Origin of the sequence: uncultured Aquimarina sp. (assembly GCF_947492965.1) — a bacterium.
In the GTDB taxonomy this organism is placed as follows: Bacteria; Bacteroidota; Bacteroidia; order Flavobacteriales; family Flavobacteriaceae; genus Aquimarina.
Map to the genome: position 1 here is coordinate 260,972 of NZ_CANLOZ010000002.1, position 20,596 is coordinate 281,567.

The following is a 20,596-nucleotide window of genomic DNA, read 5'->3' on the forward strand; positions in this document are numbered from 1 at the left end:
ATTATCCAGAAATTCAATCGGGTGAAAAAAAACAGTATAGATTATTTCTTCGAGCTTTTCGAAAAATCCTCAATTCCTAAAGTATTTTCCGGTGTGAAATCCGAAAGTTCCACCGAAGTTATTGAAAATAAAAATCATGACAGTACACTCGTAAATGAACCGAATGAAATATATTCTGTTTTTTTTATTCCAGACTATTTAGAACCAAGTCTAGATGATACAAACTTTACTGTCAAAAAGGTGGATCAGTTTTTTAAAGGATATGCTATTTTTTTAGATGGTTTTTCTAATGCAGATGCATATATCAAGCATCGTTTTAGGAGTAATGCCAAAGGTATAAGAAGGAGAATTAAGCGATTAGAGACTTGTTTTGATATTACTTATAAAACATATTATGGTAGCATAGAAAAGGACACCTACGATGCTTATATGGATAGTCTTGAAAAAATGCTAATCAGACGATTTGAGCAACGTAACGATGTTAGTCAGAGTCTCTTAAGATGGGATTATTATAAGAAACTGTATTTCACCTTAATCAATGAGAAAAAAGCTTCTATGTTTGTCGCTTTTGATGGGAATCAGCCAATTATTGTTTCCTTAAATCATCATTTTCAGGATCGATTATTTAGTGCAATTTCTTCATATGATATTGATTATTCTAAGTTTAGTTTAGGTAGTGTTGAGATTTATAAAAAGGTAGATTGGTTGATAGCTAATGACCATAAATCTTACGAAATGGGTATGGGAGATTTGAGTTATAAAAGGGAGTGGTGCAATCATATTTATAATTTTGAACATCAGGTCATATATCCCAAAAGATCTTTATTAGGTATTATAAAAGGAAACATAGAGTATACAAAAGTATTGTTTAAAGAGTTTGTATTCAAAATTGCATATGTACGTTATAAAAATTATAAAGCGAAACGTAAACAATCGCTAGGAATAACTTCGGAGACTTATGAAGTTTCTAAAATAGAAGATCTAAATTACGATGAAAATTTTCCCGAGATAGATTATAATTCAGACCAGTATAAATCCATTCGTAGTAAGGTTTTTGACTTTTTGTATACCAGCATAGATAAGGTTTCTGATGTCCGTGTAGTGGTTTTATCGGAACAAGAAAAATCATTTTTGATTTTAGGTTCTTCTAAAATGCAAAAAATCGTACAAAAACAATAGTTTATTCAATGATAGGTGTCTTTTTAAGGTAATCCGAAATTGATTTTGCTATTAGCTCTCTACCATGATCGTTCCAATGTCTATCATAAATTAATGTTGTTGGCATTTTGCTTTTTGCAAAATAATCTGCAAAATCGATGTGATTAAACCCCTCTCTATCAAGGTATGCGATAAAATAGTCACTAGTGATCTTAGAATCTAACAATAGTGTATAGCGAGTCTTATCAAAACCATAGGTATTAACTAAGCTTTTGAAGTTAGTTAAATATTGTTCTTCTTTTTTCTGTAATGCTTCTTGTTTTTCTTTGTCAGAAATTTCATTTGTTGGAGTAGGTGGTTTCAGAAGACTTTTTAGTCTATAAAGCAACATTTGAGGAGGGTCTAGGATACCAATGCTTTTACAATAAACTAGTAGTTTACTTTTTTTGAGCAATCGATTCATTGGCGACTCTAGAGCTAATCTTCCTTGTACTACTTTGTAGGTTCCTCTGGTTAAATCATTTGAAAATTTTATTCCCAAAATAACATGATCAATCGCGTTAAATTGCTCTTGGTAAGCATTTACTAAATGTAGTTGATCAGCAAAGTCATATCCTGCATATCCATATTCATAAACTTCAATTCCAGGAATAGATTTTTCGATTTTTTTACCAATCGAATTGTAATAATTTTGATGAAAACCTTCAATAAATGAATCTCCTACCAATGCAACTTCAACTTTATCCATTGTAGGTGTAAATTCTCTGTACGAATTGTATCCTGAATTGTTAATATGAAATTCTGAAAAATTTTGTCTTCTATTTCCTGTAACTGAAAACCCCTGTTGGTTTGGTAACCATTTTTCAACGTTATTTTCATCTAATATTCTTGTGGGAGTATCTTTTCCCAAATGAAAAACACGAACCAATAGTTCCAAAGAAATGAGTATCAGAAAAAAATATAAAGCACTTTTAAGAATAAGTTTTTTCATAGTGTATAGTGGATTAGATAGTCATTTTAAAATTGGAAATAAATAAAAGATCGATCTATATTATCGTCAAAAAATAATAGCATCCCTAGTATTACCAGAGTATATAAAGCAAATCGTACAATTTTTGATTTGAATTTAAATGGAGATCTTTCATCTTTTCTAATTAAATACTCATAAAGTACAAACAATGCTAAAAGAATAAAATAATCTATCATTCTGTATCCCAAAGGATGCGCATAAGTTTCAAATTTGAAATTAGAATATAATTGTTTTAAAAACCCAAAAGCATCCGTAATAGATTCCGATCTAAAGAACACTCTTGAAAAAGTTACTAAAGAAAATGTCAACAAAATTTGAAATATCTCTTTAATAGATGGAAACCATCTGTTTTCTGCTACTACATTATTCATATAAATACGATTGCGACCCATTAGAAATACAGGAATGTAAAGAAGTGCATGAATAGCTCCCCAAATTACAAAGGTCCAGTTAGCACCATGCCAAAAGCCACTTACTAGAAATATGATAACAATGTTTCTAACGGATTTTAGTTTGCTTACTCTACTACCTCCAAGTGGGATGTATACATAATGGCGAAACCATGTGGATAATGAAACATGCCATCTTTGCCAATATTCTGCAACATTTCTTGAAAAATTAGGAAACTTAAAATTAGACATTAATTCTATACCGAAGAGCTTCGAAGTCCCAATCGCAATATCAGAATATCCGCTAAAATCACCATATACCTGAAAACTAAATAGCGAAACTCCCAAAACTAGAGTAGAGGCAGAGTAGGTTTCGTAATTAGCAAAAATATCATCTACTATCGGAGCTATAGAATCCGCGATTACTACTTTTTTGAATAAACCCCAAAGAATAAGTTTAATACCTTCTTTACATTGTATATAGTTAAAGGTTTTTTTAGTTGTTATTTGTGAGAGTAAATTGGAAGCTCTCTCGATAGGTCCTGCAACTAGCTGCGGAAAAAAACTTACAAAAGTAGCAAAGCATATAAAATCTTTATTAGGAGTTAGTCTCTTGTAATAAATATCAAGAGAATAGGACATCGTTTGAAATGTATAAAATGATATTCCTACGGGTAATATAATTTGTAAAGTCCATGAATTATCTGCTTTGTAACCTATTGTGTTCATCATGTCGATCCAAGAGTCAACAAAGAAATTGTAGTATTTAAAAAAACCAAGGAGACCAATATTAAAAATAACACTTACCCATAACCATCTTTTCCGAATTTTGCTAGAATCGCTATTATGTATCAGTGGTCCAATAATAAAATCTACAATAGTACTAGCAAGGATTAAGAACAAAAAGCGCCAGTCCCACATTGCGTAAAAAAAATAACTAGCAATCAGAATAAAAATATTCTGAAGTTTTATATTCTTTTTAAAAAGGGTCCAATAGACAATAAAAACTATTGGAAGAAAGATGAAGAAATCTAAGGAATTAAATAACATGAATAATCATTAATATAAAATTCGGGGATCGTTAATAGAAAAATGTAAATCAGTTGTTTTTTTGAAGCGAGTAAATTTTAGGCAATTTATTTAATTAATCAAGTATTATTTAATTTTTTTTAGAAACTATTTTCTAATCCTCTATTTGGTACATTTTATGAATTGATTCAAGGGGCAAAACCCCTGCTAAAAAACAGCTAAATTCCTTAATTCTGATGTTAAAATAACTAATATTATTGCAGTATTCTTTAAGGGAATGATTACGTAAGAATGTAAGGGGTGAATTTTAAGTTAAATTTGGTTATAAAACATTAAAATATGGTTTTATGACTTAATATATGAATAGAAACTACTAGCGATGTAGGTAAATACTTGGTTTTTGTGTAAGAATATATAGTAAATTTCTTACGGTAATTCCCTTGTTTTACAAACTATTTCGAAATAGTTATGCTGTTAAACGCTTTTTTTAAGTATTCTATCTAAAAAATTAATTTTTCCAGTGATATTAAATCTAACTGAACTATTTTAGCGTTGGTTAAAGCAAGTAAGAGTAAAATACATATTGGAAGTACTACCCCCTTCTTCCTTACATTTTATTAGATTGTCATGAAAAAGAATCTAGCATTTGTTCCACTTTTGGAGCAATTGTTGAGGATAAATTATTGTTCAATAATTAATGGGGAAAAATTATGAATGCAGTAGAATCCAAAAAGATATGGCTTTCTTCACCACATATGGGAGGAACAGAGCAAAGTTTTGTTAAGCAAGCTTTTGATGCAAATTGGGTTGCACCGTTAGGACCAAACGTTGATGGTTTTGAAAATGATATAGAAAACTATCTAGAAAACGATAGCCATGTTGCGGCACTGGCTTCTGGTACAGCAGCGTTACATTTAGGTTTAATATTGTTAGGAGTAACACAAGGAGATGAAGTGTTGTGTCAAAGTATGACATTTGCAGCTTCTGCTAATCCTATAATGTATCTTGGAGCTAAACCTATATTTGTTGATAGTGAGAAAGAAACTTGGAATATCTGTCCTGAACAATTAGAATTAGCGATTAAAGATAGAATCGCTAAAGGTAAAAAGCCAAAAGCTATTATCGCTGTGCATTTATATGGAATGCCGTATAATGCCGAAGCAATCCATAGAATAGCTACCGAATATCAAATTCCAGTTTTAGAAGATAGTGCAGAGTCTCTTGGAAGTTCTTATCATGGAGTTAAGTGCGGAACTTTTGGGGATATTGCTATATTATCTTTTAATGGAAACAAAATTATTACTACCTCTGGTGGTGGAGCCTTAGTAGCAAAAGATGAAGAGGTTAAAAGAAAAGCAATTTTTCTATCTACACAAGCTAGAGATGATGCACCACATTACCAGCATAGCGAAATCGGGTACAACTACCGAATGAGTAATATCATAGCTGGGATAGGTCGCGGACAGATGGAAGTATTGGATAAACACGTTGGTTATAGACGTAATAATTTTGAATATTATTGTAAACATTTAAGTGATTCTACAGATATAAAGTTTTTGCAAGAACCTGAAGGTTCTTATTCAAATAGATGGTTAACGTGCATAGAAACCACCTCTTTTGAATTAAGAGAAAAATTACGATTAGCATTAGCTAAAGAAAACATAGAATCAAGACCACTATGGAAACCCATGCATCTTCAACCTGTATTTAAGGATTGTGATGCGTACCTCAATGGAATTTCTAATGACCTATTTGATCGTGGACTTTGCTTACCTAGCGGGTCCAATCTTGAAGAAGAAGATTTATTTAGAATTGTATCGGTAATTAAAAACGAGTTGAGATGATAAAGGATTACATAATTAATAATTCGCATAAGCATGCTTCTAAATGGCTTGTGTTGTCTATTGATATTGCTATTACTATTTTTAATTTCTTTTTAGCATATGTAGTTAGATTCGGTATTACTTTTGATTTCGACCTTACCAATTTTGTATATCAGATACCTGTTATGACCGCCTTAGCGGCCATTAGCTTCTTATTAATAGGTTCGTATAAAGGAGTAGTTAGGCATACAGGAATGAGAGATGCTTATAATTTGTTTTTAGCAGTAACTGTTCTGATAGCCTTAAGTGGAGCATTAATGGTATCGAGTAGATTGTCATTAATTCCTGAATTACTAAATATTCCAGTTTCAATAATATGTGTGCATTATTTATTGAATATCATTACGCTCACTACTAGTCGTTTGATCTTTAAATACTGTTATTTATATATAAAATCTAAACTGGGAGACTCTTCTAGAGTTATGATTTATGGTGCAGGAGATTCTGGTTTAATAACTTTAGCAGCTATTACAAATGATTCTTACAAATCAGTAACCGTTGTTGGATTTATTGATGATAATCCACAAAAAATAGGAAAAACAATAAACGGTATTAAGGTTTATAGATCTCAGTCAATTGATCAAACTTATATTACAAAAAATAACATCACCGAGATTATTGTTTCGATTCCGCATATCGATAAACAACGTCTTTCTCAAATTTCAGATAATTTATTGAAGTTATCTGTAAAGGTTAAGATAATTCCTGCTATTAATGATTGGATAGACGGGAAATTAAATGTTTCTCAAATTAAACAAATTCAGATTGAAGACTTATTAGATAGAGCTCCAATTGCTTTAGAAAATCAGAACATCAAGAAAGAATTACACGAGAAGGTAATTATGATTACTGGTGCTGCTGGATCTATCGGTAGTGAAATCGTGAGACAAGCTTCATTTTATAGTTATAAGCATTTAGTTTTAGTGGATCAAGCAGAATCTCCTTTATATGATCTGCAACAAGAATTACTTAGTAAAGGTGTTGTTAATTTTACACCAATAGTTGCTGATATCAGAGATCATCAGCGGATACAAACTATATTCGAGAGATTTAAGCCTAATATGGTTTTTCATGCTGCGGCGTATAAACATGTTCCTCTAATGGAAAATAACCCATGCGAGGCTATTAAAATTAATGTTTTAGGAACAAGAAAGTTAGCTGATTTATCTTCGGAATTTGGAGTAGATAAATTCGTTTTCGTATCTACTGATAAAGCGGTTAATCCTACCAATGTGATGGGAGCTACAAAAAGAGTAGCCGAGATGTATATCAAGTGTCTTCATAAAACAAGCAAGACTAAGTTCATCACTACTAGATTCGGAAATGTTCTTGGATCTAATGGTTCTGTTATACCTTTATTTAAAAAACAAATAGATAAAGGAGGACCACTTACAGTTACTCATAAAGATGTAACGAGATTCTTTATGACGATACCTGAGGCTTCTCAATTGGTAATTGAAGCCGGAACTATGGGTAATGGAGGTGAGATTTTTATATTTGATATGGGAGAGTCCGTGAAAATATTTGATTTAGCCAAAAAGATGATCAGACTATCTGGTTTAAATTATCCTAATGATATAGATATTGAAATCACAGGATTAAGACCTGGAGAAAAGCTATATGAAGAGCTATTGGCTGATACGGAGAACACATTACCTACGTATCATAAGAAAATTATGATAAGTAAACATGATGATGAAGATTGTCCACTTATTATGGATAAAATAGATGACCTATGCATCATGAATTTATTTAATCAAGACCATAAAATTGTAGGAAAACTTAAGGAAATAGTTCCAGAGTTTATTTCTAAGAATTCTGCCTTCGAAAGTATTGATGTAAAAAATCAAGAGACTAACAATAAAACCCCTAAAATTTTAGTTTAGTCTTCTTTTAAAATTGTTATTATAAACAAGAATATTATTCTATTTTTGTTTGATATTGAAAAGCCCTAAAGAAAAGAACTTAGACATATGCGTTCATATAACCTTTTTATTATATTATTATTAGCTGTATTTACATTTTCCTGTAAAACACCAACGGATGTTGTGTATTTCCAAGAGTCTAAAGATATGGAAAAAATTAAATCGGCCAATTCGTTCACTCCAGTTTTTAAAGTGGATGATGTAGTGAGTATTACAGTTTCTGCTACGGATATGGATGCTGCAAGGCCTTTTAATTTAATGCAAGGAGCTAGTTTACCTGCGACTGGTGCAGAGAGTGGCGGTGCTTCTGCCAATGGGGCAAGCGAACCAACTTATTTAATTGATGAAGAAGGAAATATTGATTTTCCTGTATTAGGAAAATTAAAAATATCTGGTCTTACACGTATTCAGATAAAGGATATGTTGAAGGAAAAACTTAAGATTTATATTAAGGATCCTATAGTTAATGTGAGACTGAAAAACTTTAAGATTACAGTAATTGGTGAAGTTGGGCAACCTGGATCATTCACCATTCCGAATGAAAGAATAACTATTATTGAAGCTATTGGATTAGCTGGGGATTTAACTATAATGGGAAAAAGAGGGAATGTAATGGTTATCCGTGAGAATGATGGAGTTAACACCTATCATAGAGTGGATCTTACTTCTAAGTCCATTTTTGATTCTCCAGTATATTACTTAGCCCAAAATGATGTATTATATGTAGAGCCAAATGAGGCAAGAGTGAAAAACTCTAAAGGTAATGATAAAACCATTGGAGTTGTGTTAAGTGTTATAAGTGTTGGTCTAGCGGCTTTAGCACTTATCTTAAGATAGTTGGTATGATTACAAATAATAGTACGGAAAACAACGATACGTTTGTTAATAACACTGCACCAAAGTCTAGTTTCAATTTTAGAGATGAAATTCTAAAATATGTAAAAAAATGGTATTGGTTTTTACTTAGTGTAATCATTTTTGGAACACTAGCTTATCTTCATGTACGCTATACAATTCCTGAATACAATGTCTCGGGAACTATACTAATATCTCAAGAGGAAAGTGTTAGCGAATCAGAATTAGCAGCTTTTAAAGATTTGGGACTATTAGATGATTCTCAAAATAAAATAGAAAATGAGATTCAGATTATGAAATCAAGAACGCTACTAACTAACGTAGTGAATAATCTGAAACTTAATGTGCAATACTTTACCAAAGGAAGAGTATTAGAAACAGAAAACTATCCTAAATCAGTAGTAGAGATTAATTTTCTTTCTGCTGATTCCATAGTGCATACTAAGGCTAAGGATTTCAGAGTTCTTATTAATTCTGAAACTGACTTTTCTTTTGTTGATAAAGAAGGGCAGAAATTAAGTGATCATTCTTTTGGAAAAACTATCAACACAAGTATTGGCGACATTGTTATAACACCTAGTATCGAGGATATTCAAACTAATAAAGGAAAGATTATCCATATTAAGGTCACTCCAGTAAATATTGTAGCCCAAAAATATAGAAATAAATTAGCTATAATTACTATTGGTAAAGGGTCATCTATTGTTAAACTGTCTCTTAATGATCCAGTTAAGGAAAAAGCTAAGGATATCATTAATAATTTGGTAGAAGAATATAATAAGTCTACCATTGAGAACAAGAAGATTACCTCAGCTAGAACTGCTGGTTTTATTAACGAAAGATTAGAGCTAATTTCTGGTGATTTATCCGCGGTAGACGACGAAGCAGCTGGATACAAGTCTAAATTTGGATTAACAAATGATGTATCTGCGCAAACGCAAAGAGTGGCAGATATAGATTCCAGAAACCTTCAAGAGATAAATAGGTTAGAAACTCAGCTTAGAAAAATAGAGTCTACTAGAAGATTTGTGTTAAGTCAAGATGGTAAATATGATATCCTACCATCTACATTAGGTTTCGAGGATCCTTCCATTACTTCTACGGTAGCGCGATATAACCAATTAATAAGCCAGAGGAAAAGATTACTAAAATCTTCTAGCGAACAGAATCCTGTGGTTGTTAATATTGTAGAACAAATTAATTCATTAAGACAAGGATTAATAGCGAGTTTAAACGGTGCTAAAAACTCTATTAATATAAGTTTAAATAGTCTTAGAACGCAGGATAAATATTTTAGTGGACAATTATATAACGCTCCACTTCGACAGAAAGAACTTACTGCAATTGGAAGAGAGCAAGGAATTAAAGAACAGTTGTACCTGTACTTATTACAAAAAAGAGAAGAAGCTGAAATTACGAGTCATATCACATTATCGAATGCTCGTGTTATCGATAAAGCCTCAACTCTTGGTTCTTATCCAGTATCTCCAAATAAGAAAATGATTTATTTTGGAGCCATTTTCCTTGGATTGGCGCTTCCATTTTTAACGATCTATTTATTAGATTTATTTAATACGAAAGTAAATTCTCGAGAAGACCTAGAAAGATCTCTTTCTATGCCAATTTTAGGAGCTATCCCTAAAACAAAAAGTAAGAAAAGTAAAATTGTTGTTTCTAGAAACAGTAGATCTTCAGTAGCCGAAGCATTTAGAATTCTAAGAACGAATTTAGGTTTCTTAATGGCAGGTAATCATAAAGAAACTGGAAAAGTTATTTTTGTTACCTCTACTATATCAGGAGAAGGAAAGACTTTAGTTTCATCTAACCTTGCAAAAACATTAGCAATATCTGGAAAGAAAATTGCGTATTTAGGAACGGATTTTAGAGATCCCAAGTTTCATAATTTCTTTGAATTACCTAAGGGGAAAGATACGCCTGGATTTACCAATTTTATTATGAATTTGGATTTAAAACCTGAGGATGTCATTTACGAACAAGGAGAGCAAGACCCATTATTTGTAGTGCCTTCTGGTGTAATTCCACCAAACCCAGCAGAGTTGTTGATGAATGGTAGGGTGAAAGAAATGTTTGAATATCTAGGTAACAATTATGACTATATTGTTGTAGATACGGCACCAGTAAGTTTAGTAACCGATACTCTGCTAATTGGTCATTTTGCTGATTTAAGTATTTATATAGTAAGAGAAAATTATTCCGACAAAAGAATACTTCAGGTTCCTGAGAATTTCTACAGAGAAAAACGTTTACCAAATATGGCTGTGTTATTGAATGCCGCAGGTGATAAGGTTGGATATGGCTATGGCTACGGATATGGAGTTAAAGGTTAACTAAAAACTATCGTATTATTTTCCATAAGCTTTGAAATTTTATCAATATACTTTGGTAAAAAGCCCTTTTCAAGTGTTTCAAACTGCTGATAATTGTGTACATCAGATCCAACAAAGTCAAAAAGATCTTCGTTTAACATTTTATAAGCCGTTTTTTTGACCAATTCGCCATAATATCCAGAAATCGAAAGTAAATTTAACTGAAATAAAAAACCGGACTTTTTCAATTCTTTATATTTATTAATACTATCCTGATAATAAGAATATCTTTCTGGATGAGCAAGAATAGGAGAGTACCCTTTTAGTTTAATTTCAAAAAGTAATTCATTTAGATTTATTGGAGGGTTAAAAGTGGACATCTCAACCAGTATATAGTTTTTATGCAATGTAAGGATATCTTCATTTTGAATTCTCTTTAAAAATAAATCATCTAGCATATATTCGGCACTTGCTTTTAAATTGATGTTGATCTCCAAAGTAGCTAGTGCTTTTTGCATTTCATTATGTTTCTCCTGTATAGTTTTAGAAGTATTGGGCCATACTTCATTCATTATGTGAGGAGTAGTAATAATTTTTGTTAGTCCTAGGTTTTTGAATTGCTCAATGATGTATGCAGATTGGTAGACTGTTTGTACTCCATCATCTATACCAGGTAATAAATGGGAATGAATATCCACATATCCTTTTGGGAGGATATCATGAAGAGGAATTTCTTTTTTCGATAAAAAATGCAATGTGTTCGTTCTTGTTTTGGGGTTATTAAAGTAGTATACTTTAAATTGATGTTAGTTCCCTTATTAACTTACATCAAGATAATTACAAAAGTAGAAATTATTAGACTTAAAAAAAACTGCCTAAGAAGTAAAACTTCTTTAAGCAGTTTTCGGATTATTGAAATATGCTTCTTTTAGTGTCTGGTAATATCTCCAGAACCAGATACCTTTTTGTCTTCTCTTTCAGGATTTCCTTGGTAATCGATATCACCTGAACCTGTAACTCTTGCTTTTATATAAGATGTAGAAGTTACTTTAATATCTCCAGATCCTGTCACTGATGCTACTACATCTTTAGCTTTTAAGTCGTATGCTTTTAGATCTCCAGAACCTGTTACCGTACATTCTAGATTATCGGCTGTACCTTTTAGTACTAGGTCTCCACTTCCAGAAACCGAACTTTGGATATTATTTGCTTCTACTGCTAATCGAACATCTCCAGAACCAGAAACGCTGGTTTTAAAGTCAGATGCCTTAATAACATCATCGCTATATACATCGCCTGATCCAGTAAGACTTACTTTGCTCAAATCTTTAAAAGGTACCGTTATGATAAGTTCTTTGTTTCTGCTTACCTTTAAATAATATCCTTTTTTTACATAAATTTTTAAAGCATCACCATCAATTTCGGTTACTACATAAGGAATAAGATTGCTTTCACCCTCAATTTTAATGTTTCCTTCTGTACCAGATACTAAAGATACATCTAGGCTACCTTTTACTTTTACCTGATCATATTCAGATAGATTTCTTGTCTTGGTAACTACATTACCATCTCCTTCAATTTTCTTGCTATTTCCCCACCATTGTGCATTTACTGTTGTGATACTACAAATGGCTAAACTTAAAATGATTGTTACTGTTCTCATAATTGATTGAATATTTGAATGATTAATTTTTTCTTAATTTAACACTGCCATAGCTGGTAGAAATATCAATAGTATTACCACTATTTTTCTCTCCATTATAACCACTATAATCTTTATCAGTGTTTTCTCTATTTTTTTTCATGATATTGATATCATCATCAAGGCTAATTCCGCCATAAGAAGTTCTAATACTAAAATCGAAGTTTAGATTGGAATTATACCCAATACCAACACCTGTATAATCTGTTCGAATAGTCACATTTTTTGTGGTAGCTTCCAGATTATCAATGGCTATCGATCCATAATCAGAATTAATGTTTACGCTTGTGCTAACATTACCAATATTTGTATCTAAGTAGTCTCCGTTTCCTTTGAAAACACCAACGTTTTCAACTTTTAAACTACCATAATCACAGTTATAATTTAATTCTTTAATAGCTTTTATTCTGGATTTGGTATAATCTGCATTAAGAAGGATGTTTTCTCCATTTTCTAAGGTAAAATCGGAGTAATCAGCACTAATTTTTCCAGCTTTCATATATTTTATTGTGCTATTATGAGTATAATCAAAGCTTATATAATTTTCATTACCCATTAATTCGCCAACAATAATTTGTCCGTAATCACAGCTTAATTTTGCATTACCCGTAATTTTGTCTAGTGTAATACTACCATAATCGTTGCTTAATTGAACATTGTTAGTTATGGGGACTTTTACATTATAATTAATCTCCATTTTAATGTTGCTTCCGTTCCATCCATCAGAAAACTTGGACCACCAAGATTTTCCTTCTTTATTAAAGGTAGTTTTAGCATCTACTAATGAAGCACTAGATTCAAAATCAACATCAATACTTTCCAATTTTTTGATCACTTTTTCTTCATCATTTCCATTAACTTTAATGGTGATTTCCATTACTACTTTGTTTTGGTCCCAAGATGTAATATCTAGATTTCCATAATCATTACTAATTTTTAGTAAAGCATTACTGTTTACAGAAAATTCCTTTTTCAAAGATTTTTCTTTTGTATACTTTCCTTTCATTCCGTTGTTGGCTAACACCAAAGTCGGAATAAGAAACAAAAAGCATAAGATTTTATAGTATGTTGGTTTCATTTTCAGATAATTTTAATTTGTTGATATCGTTAATTTTTTCTAATACATTTTCTAAAAGAGAAGCGCGTTGTTGAAAATTCTTTATCATGGCGCTAATAACTCTTTTATCATTGCTACTTTCTACTAAATCCTTTTTTAAAATTTCGTAGCTAGTCTCTAATTTTTCTAATTGTTTCATAGCATCATCTACAAGTGCATTAGTCTCTTCAGATGAATTTTTGCTTATTTCTTCTAGTTGATTTTGAATAGCAACGGTAAAGAAATTCTGAGTTTCTTCCATCTGAGGAGAAACACTAGCTAATTCAGCTTTTTCATTGGTCTGAAAAATAGGAGCGATCGAAATCATACCTATTAATACTGCTATGGATGCAGCAATCGCTAATGGTTTTATCCAATTTCGTTTCTTAGGTTGTAAAGCAATTACTTGATTTTGTGCTTGCAATTTTTCTAAGAATCGAAGTTTATGATCAGCTGATGGTTCAAATACATCAAGTTGATTTTCCATGCGTTCAAATAATTTGTCTATTTCATCTTCGGTTTTCATGCAACTACTAATTTTTTACGTAGACTTTCTTTTGCTCGAGAAATTAGGGTGCGACAGTTAGAATAAGATATATTCAATATTTCGCAAATTTCCTCGTAATCATACCCTTCAATTAAGTGTAATGACAATGCTGTACTATAGCTTTCCTTTAATTCTTTTAGCGTTTGTAATACTGCATTTGCTTTTACACTAGTTAAATCTTCTCTTACAACCCCTTCTGTTTCATCTGTAAGGGCATACGATACGGCTTCTAAAGGGATCTCACCATAGGTAGTACGCTTACGAGATATTGTAAGACTGGAATTAACTACTATTTTTTTTAACCACGAACCAAATAGTTTACTATCCTCTAACATAGATAATTTTGTAAAAGCTGTTAGAAAGGCTTCTTGCATAACATCTTCGGCTTCTGCTGAATCTCTTATAATTCTAAAAGCAGTGTTGTACATTGCTTTGTAATAGCGATTATAAATTTCCATCTGCGCTCCTTGATCTTGCTTGCGGCATCTTTCTATGAGCTGCTCTGTATTTAGTTCGGTTAGTGTCAAAAAAAATAATTTGTTTTAGTATAAAGATACAGCTAGTTGTATTTTGTTACAGTTTTGAAATATTTTTTTTCAAGTTTATGGCATAACAATTGAATTAGTTAAGTAGAAATATCGTTAATATCCTTATTTTATAGGTGTTTCCGATTCTAAAGTTAGATTAAATTAATTTTTACAATAATGTTATTTTGTTCAAATGACAAAATGACTTTGATATATACTTATGACAAAATCCAAATTAACAACTCTTGACAGTTTGTCATTTCAAGGGATCAATGAAGATGCTGAATTAATTCCTTTAATGACACCAGAGGATGAAGAGGAAATTGATAAAGAAGATTTACCAGAGGTACTCTCTATTTTACCTCTAAGAAATACAGTTTTGTTTCCAGGTGTTGTAATTCCGATTACTGCTGGTAGAGATAAATCTATTAAGCTTTTAAATGAAGCCAATAACGGGAATAAAACTATAGGGGTTGTTTCTCAAAAGGAAGAAGATGTAGAAAACCCAGGTTCTAAAGATATTAATACTATAGGAGTAGTAGCTAGAATCTTAAGAGTGCTTAAAATGCCTGATGGGAATACTACAGTTATTTTACAGGGGAAAAAGAGATTTAAGATAGATCAGATTATTGAAGAAGATCCTTATATCAAGGCAAAGGTAATCGAAGTTCCAGAAATAAGACCTGCTAAAGAAAATCAAGAGTTTAATACGATTATTGATTCAATTAAAGATTTAGCATTGGAGATTATTAAGGAAAGCCCTAATATTCCTTCTGAGGCTTCTTTTGCTATCAAAAACATAGAGAGTAATTCTTTTCTGATCAATTTTGTTTCTTCGAATCTTAACTTGCCAGTAGAAGAAAAACAAAAGATACTGGAAATTGATAGTATTAAGGATAGAGCCCTTGCTACATTAAAATACATGAATTTGGAGTTCCAAAAGTTAGAACTTAGGAACGATATTCAAAATAAGGTTCAGCATGATATGAGCCAACAACAAAGAGAATACTTTCTTCATCAGCAGATGAAAACCATTCAGGAAGAACTGGGTGGGGTTTCACATGAGGATGAAATAGAGGAAATGCAAGCACGTAGTAAGGACAAGAAATGGGATGAGAAAGTACAAAAGCATTTTGATAAAGAATTATCCAAAATGCGTCGTATGAATCCTCAGGTTGCCGAGTATTCTATCCAACGTAATTACTTGGATTTATTCTTGGATCTTCCTTGGAATGAATTTAGTAAGGATCAGTTCGATTTAAAAAGAGCAAAAAAGATTTTAGATAGAGATCATTATGGATTAGATGATGTAAAGAAACGTATTATCGAATATTTAGCGGTGCTAAAACTCCGTAATGATATGAAATCTCCTATATTATGTCTTTATGGTCCTCCTGGAGTAGGTAAAACTTCTTTAGGGAAATCCGTAGCCGAAGCACTTGGTAGAGAATATGTGCGTATTTCACTTGGTGGATTACGAGATGAAGCAGAGATAAGAGGACATAGAAAAACCTATATTGGGGCAATGCCTGGTAGAATTATCCAAAGTCTTAAAAAAGCGGGGACTAGTAATCCAGTGTTTGTTTTGGATGAAATAGATAAACTTTCAGTTGGAAATCAAGGGGACCCTTCATCAGCTTTGTTAGAAGTATTAGATCCTGAGCAAAATTCGGAGTTTCATGATAACTTTTTAGAAATGGGATTCGATCTTTCTAAAGTTATGTTCATTGCTACCTCTAATAGTTTAAATACAATTCAGCCTGCCTTGCGTGATCGTATGGAAATTATAAATGTTACAGGTTATACAATAGAGGAAAAAGTAGAAATTGCAAAACAACACTTACTTCCAAAGCAATTGGTAGAGCATGGGTTGGATAAATCTCATCTTAAAATAGGAAAGGCTCAATTAGAGAAAATTGTCGAAGGATATACTAGAGAATCAGGAGTTAGAGGATTAGAAAAACAGATAGCAAAAATGGTTCGTTATGCTGCCAAGAATATTGCTATGGAAGAATCCTATAATGTAAAGGTGAGTAATGATGATGTGGTAGAAGTTCTTGGAATTCCTCGATTAGAACGCGATAAATATGAAAGCAATGAGGTAGCAGGAGTAGTTACCGGATTGGCTTGGACCAGTGTTGGTGGCGATATTTTATTTATCGAATCCATCTTATCAAAAGGAAAAGGAAGTCTTACCATTACAGGTAATCTTGGTAAAGTGATGAAGGAATCTGCTACCATAGCCATGGAATATATTAAGGCCAATGCAGATGTTCTTGGAATTAATCAGGAAATATTTAGTAACTATAATGTGCATATTCATGTTCCAGAAGGAGCAACACCAAAAGATGGACCTAGTGCTGGAATTACAATGCTTACTTCATTAGTCTCTTTATTTACTCAAAGAAAAGTAAAGAAGAGTATTGCAATGACTGGAGAAATAACATTAAGAGGAAAAGTGTTGCCAGTAGGAGGTATTAAAGAAAAGATACTAGCAGCAAAAAGAGCTCATATAAAAGAAATTCTGCTTTGCGAAGATAATAAGAGAGATATTGATGAAATAAAGCAAGAATATCTAAAAGGATTAAAATTTCATTATGTAAAAGAAATGAGTGAAGTTTTGGAATTAGCTTTGACAAAAACTAAAGTAAAGAATGCTAAAAAGCTATAATTCAGAACAGTAAAAAGCATTTAAATTTATAAAAATCATTTTTCTATCTAAGAAAAATGATTTTTTTTTGACCTGAAACCTGTTGATTTTACTGGGATTTGATAGGTTTTGTTGTTTTTATTCAAAAAAAAAATAAAATAAAGTGTAACAATATTATATCATGTGCGTCATATAGATGTAAACAGTAGAGAAATCAACAAGATCTATTACTAGATAAACAAAAGTTGAATTGAATACTAAAAGAGGGTAGATCCTGATACTTCTTGGGATGTATGCTTTTTAAAGATAAGAATCGATTCGATTAACAATCAAAAAGCGAGATTTACTTTACTTGATATTTACAAGTTCGAACAATACTTTTTTTGGGCGTTTATCCTGATACTTCTTGGGATGGGCGCTTTCTTTTTTTGTTAAAATTCCAACTATTTTCTTCCACTTTTTTTGAGGTTAAGACGCAATAGAAAATGATATAATTGTTTTACTTTTATAATAAGAAACCAGACTTTTATTAACATTCGTGTTATAATTAACCAACAAATATATTACACGCGAAATACTCTTAAATCTCAATGTAAGATGTCACACCTATCATATGTCTAATCTGACTTTTCCGATATAGGTTACACTTTAAAAAGTTTTGGTTAAAACGGGGTTGTCTTGCACATACAATCCCGTTTTTATTTGTAATAATTCTCATAAACTAAAAAATATTATTATTCTTGCAGAATATGAATCTTATTCCAGATATCACAATTCAACGACTAGCGATAAAACTAAAACCTTCTGCCGAAAAAATGGTTAGAAAGGAGCATCCATGGATTTTTGAAAACAGTATTGCGAAACAGAGTAACAAAGGCAATGCAGGGGATTTAGCAATTATTTATGATAATAAAAAGAATAGGATACTGGCTATAGGATTATACGACCCTTATTCTCCAATTCGGATAAAATTAATTCAATTTAAAAAAGCAGCTCAGATAAACAATGATTGGTTTGCCACGAGAATTCAGGAAGCTTATCAACTAAGAAAACCTTTATTAGAAACGGACACCAATAGTTATCGATTACTTTTCGGAGAGAATGATAGAATGCCAGGTTTTATCGCCGATGTATATGACGAAGTATTAGTAATAAAATTATATTCTCATATTTGGTTTCCATATTTAAATTGGATCGTTCCTCATTTAATAGAAGTCTCTAATTGTAATACGGTAGTTTTACGATTAAGTAGATCTTTGCAAACTACTGGAAATACCTTTGGTGTATCTGATGGTGATGTTATTTATGGAACATTAAAAGATGAAGTTGTAATTTTTAGAGAGCATGCTGTATTGTTTTCCGCGAATGTTATCAAAGGTCATAAGACTGGGTATTTCTTAGATCATAGACATAATAGAAAAAGAGTAGGGGAATTAGCAAATAATAAAACTGTACTAGATGTTTTTTCGTATGCAGGAGGTTTTTCTATTCACGCATTAGCAGGAAGCGCAAAAGAGGTTACAAGCCTCGATATCAGTAAGCATGCTTTGGAAATGGCAAAAGAGAATGCTCAGCTTAATACGCATTCAGGAACTCATAATATTATGGTTGCAGATGCTTTTGAAGGTTTACAACAATTAATCGATGATAAGCAGCGATTCGATATTGTGGTAATCGATCCTCCTTCATTTGCTAAAAGAGAAAGTGAAATAGATGGAGCAAAAAATAGCTACGCGAGGTTAGCAAGACTTGGTGCACGTTTAGTAGTGAATAAAGGGATTTTAGTGTTAGCATCTTGCTCTTCTAGAGTACAATCAGATGTTTTTTTTAGCATATGTGAAGAACATATTATCAATGCTGGTAGAAGTTTTACGGTATTGGAAAAAACATTTCATGATATTGATCATCCAATTGCTTTTAGAGAAGGAGCATATTTAAAATGCGGGTATTATTTATTAAATTAAGTTGAAGTATTCTATAAACTATAAAATACTTCAACATTTTTATATCAAATATTTACCACTAGTGCTTACCAAAAACATGTACTTTAGCACGTTTCCTAGATAAATTTTTTGTATCATAAAAGAATGTAATATCTCTTATAATTCTTTTATTTCCTTTTAAATCGATAAGTCTAGTTGTTCCGCCTTTCGCAAAATTCTTTTTGATAGCGATTACTTGTTTTTCACCATTTCCGTATTGAACAACCACTCTGTGCATATTTAGAGAACCATTAGTTACCTTTAGTTTTAGTTTTTTAAATCTTCCATCTTTTGCCGTTACTTTAATAACATCTCTATCTAATTTGTGATTCACCGTTCTGGTTCCCAAATGTTCCCATTTTAAAGGTGCAATGGTAAAACTACTTCCTATTAAAAAGATTACTACTAATAATGGTAATGCTATTTTTAGAGTTCTTATAGTTTTCATAGTATTAAATTTTATGTTCGCTAATAAGACTAGTTCAAAAGAAAAAGGTTTAATGAATACAAAAGCCATATAAAAAATTATATGGCTTTAAAAGGTTTTAAGATATGTGATATGGTTAATAAAGTATATTCAATGCTGTTCTATCTGTATCCGTAAATTCTCCATCTTCATCATTTCCAAAGCAAGCCAACATAATCGAATCTGCATCTGGAGAAGTTGGTGTTCCAGGTATCCAAATCGCTGGTGGTTCTACTTGTATGCCTCCAGTGTTTCCACAGCTTTGTCGGTTAATCCAATCCTGATGTCTTAAACCGAGACAATGTCCAATTTCATGGGTGATTACATGTTCATTAACATTAGTACTAAAAGCTTGGGTTCCAGAGTTAATTCTAACCCAAGGATAAGGTTTACCTAATAAATCAGGAAATCCAGCACTTCCGCCTCCATTTGGGTTATTAACCTGGAATACTACTATATCGGCTGCACCAATATTTGCTCCAAATGTAAGATTGAAATTAAGACTATTTGGTAATGCATTATAATTGTTAACTGCCCATCGTAAGGCTGTTTGCATCCTTGATGTAAGACCGGCACTTCCTCCTGTAAACCCAAGAATATTGATGTTTCTATTAGCTGGAGATACAATATTAATATCACGGTATTGCTTATTTCCATTTTCTAAAGGTTCTAACGCTGCATAAGAATCTAAATCGGATACAGGTACCATAATATCACCTGAGATAAAATATGTATTTGTTTTTTTATCTGGAGTAGTGATTTCTTCAATAGAGACATTATCTATATTGATACCCATATTAAATAATTTATCGAGCTGCTCTTTTGTTGGTTCTTGAATAAATTCTTGTGTTTCTTCGGAAATCTCCTTTTTCTTGCAGGAATAAAAGGTAAAAATAAAAATGGCTAGTACTGTTGAAAATCTAAGTGCTTTCATAGAAATGTATTTAGTTTGATTAGTTAATTTTTATCTAAATAGGGATTCTAATGGGGAAGCTTATTACCATTTCTCAGACCTGAAAAAGAGTAAGAT

16 protein-coding genes are annotated in these 20,596 nt (G+C 31.7%); 7 read left to right on the forward strand and 9 right to left on the reverse strand.

Annotation, left to right across the window (positions count from 1 at the left end):
- Positions 1-21: 21 nt before the first annotated feature.
- Entirely contained in the window at positions 22-1,179 is a 1,158-nt protein-coding gene (locus Q1B37_RS05455; protein WP_299896384.1) for a GNAT family N-acetyltransferase, read from the forward strand.
- A gap of 1 nt (position 1,180) precedes the next feature.
- Here Q1B37_RS05455 and Q1B37_RS05460 read toward each other — a convergent pair whose 3' ends face one another.
- A complete protein-coding gene (locus Q1B37_RS05460) occupies positions 1,181-2,149 on the reverse strand; it encodes a hypothetical protein (protein WP_299896386.1) in 969 nt (322 codons plus the stop codon).
- Between the two features lie 26 nt (positions 2,150-2,175).
- Positions 2,176-3,480, reverse strand: coding sequence for an MBOAT family O-acyltransferase (locus Q1B37_RS05465; RefSeq protein WP_366944298.1), 1,305 nt, complete (start codon positions 3,478-3,480; stop codon positions 2,176-2,178).
- Positions 3,481-4,316: 836 nt separating this feature from the next.
- Here Q1B37_RS05465 and Q1B37_RS05470 point away from each other — a divergent pair.
- From Q1B37_RS05470 to Q1B37_RS05485, 4 genes are all read left to right on the forward strand, one after another.
- Positions 4,317-5,450: an aminotransferase class I/II-fold pyridoxal phosphate-dependent enzyme gene (locus tag Q1B37_RS05470; protein ID WP_299896391.1), complete on the forward strand. Its 1,134-nt coding sequence runs from the start codon at positions 4,317-4,319 to the stop codon at positions 5,448-5,450.
- On the forward strand, positions 5,447-7,375 hold the full coding sequence (locus Q1B37_RS05475; RefSeq protein ID WP_299896394.1) for a nucleoside-diphosphate sugar epimerase/dehydratase: 1,929 nt from the start codon (positions 5,447-5,449) through the stop codon (positions 7,373-7,375). Before Q1B37_RS05470 ends, Q1B37_RS05475 begins: the two co-directional genes overlap by 4 nt.
- 87 nt (positions 7,376-7,462) lie before the next feature.
- Positions 7,463-8,251: a polysaccharide biosynthesis/export family protein gene (locus Q1B37_RS05480; RefSeq protein ID WP_299896396.1), complete on the forward strand. Its 789-nt coding sequence runs from the start codon at positions 7,463-7,465 to the stop codon at positions 8,249-8,251.
- Positions 8,252-8,256: 5 nt separating this feature from the next.
- A complete protein-coding gene (locus Q1B37_RS05485; RefSeq protein WP_299896398.1) occupies positions 8,257-10,617 on the forward strand; it encodes a tyrosine-protein kinase in 2,361 nt (786 codons plus the stop codon).
- On the opposite strand, the gene Q1B37_RS05490 is transcribed toward Q1B37_RS05485, so the two are convergent.
- The 5 genes from Q1B37_RS05490 to Q1B37_RS05510 form a co-directional block, all read right to left on the reverse strand.
- A complete protein-coding gene (locus tag Q1B37_RS05490) occupies positions 10,614-11,351 on the reverse strand; it encodes a CpsB/CapC family capsule biosynthesis tyrosine phosphatase (protein WP_299896401.1) in 738 nt (245 codons plus the stop codon). The genes Q1B37_RS05485 and Q1B37_RS05490 overlap by 4 nt on opposite strands.
- A 173-nt stretch (positions 11,352-11,524) precedes the next feature.
- The gene (locus Q1B37_RS05495) at positions 11,525-12,259 is read right to left on the reverse strand and encodes a head GIN domain-containing protein (protein ID WP_299896404.1); all 735 of its coding nucleotides are present in this window, start codon (positions 12,257-12,259) and stop codon (positions 11,525-11,527) included.
- 22 nt (positions 12,260-12,281) lie between these two features.
- The gene (locus Q1B37_RS05500) at positions 12,282-13,376 is read right to left on the reverse strand and encodes a DUF4097 family beta strand repeat-containing protein (RefSeq protein ID WP_299896407.1); all 1,095 of its coding nucleotides are present in this window, start codon (positions 13,374-13,376) and stop codon (positions 12,282-12,284) included.
- Positions 13,357-13,920 carry a hypothetical protein gene (locus Q1B37_RS05505; protein WP_299896408.1) on the reverse strand — a complete coding sequence of 188 codons (564 nt, stop codon included), beginning with the start codon at positions 13,918-13,920 and terminating at the stop codon, positions 13,357-13,359. The genes Q1B37_RS05500 and Q1B37_RS05505 overlap by 20 nt, the downstream gene beginning before the upstream one ends.
- Positions 13,917-14,468, reverse strand: coding sequence for an RNA polymerase sigma factor (locus Q1B37_RS05510; RefSeq protein WP_299896411.1), 552 nt, complete (start codon positions 14,466-14,468; stop codon positions 13,917-13,919). Before Q1B37_RS05510 ends, Q1B37_RS05505 begins: the two co-directional genes overlap by 4 nt.
- Positions 14,469-14,688: 220 nt before the next feature.
- Between Q1B37_RS05510 and lon the strand changes: the two genes are divergently transcribed.
- Complete coding sequence (gene lon, locus Q1B37_RS05515; protein ID WP_299896414.1) at positions 14,689-17,139, forward strand: endopeptidase La; 2,451 nt, start codon at positions 14,689-14,691, stop codon at positions 17,137-17,139.
- Positions 17,140-17,867: 728 nt separating this feature from the next.
- Positions 17,868-19,082: a class I SAM-dependent rRNA methyltransferase gene (locus Q1B37_RS05520; RefSeq protein ID WP_299896419.1), complete on the forward strand. Its 1,215-nt coding sequence runs from the start codon at positions 17,868-17,870 to the stop codon at positions 19,080-19,082.
- A 58-nt stretch (positions 19,083-19,140) separates the two neighbouring features.
- On the opposite strand, the gene Q1B37_RS05525 is transcribed toward Q1B37_RS05520, so the two are convergent.
- Positions 19,141-19,548 carry a DUF2541 family protein gene (locus tag Q1B37_RS05525; RefSeq protein ID WP_299896422.1) on the reverse strand — a complete coding sequence of 136 codons (408 nt, stop codon included), beginning with the start codon at positions 19,546-19,548 and terminating at the stop codon, positions 19,141-19,143.
- 115 nt (positions 19,549-19,663) lie between these two features.
- On the reverse strand, positions 19,664-20,500 hold the full coding sequence (locus Q1B37_RS05530; protein WP_299896425.1) for a M57 family metalloprotease: 837 nt from the start codon (positions 20,498-20,500) through the stop codon (positions 19,664-19,666).
- Between the last annotated feature and the right edge of the window lie 96 nt (positions 20,501-20,596).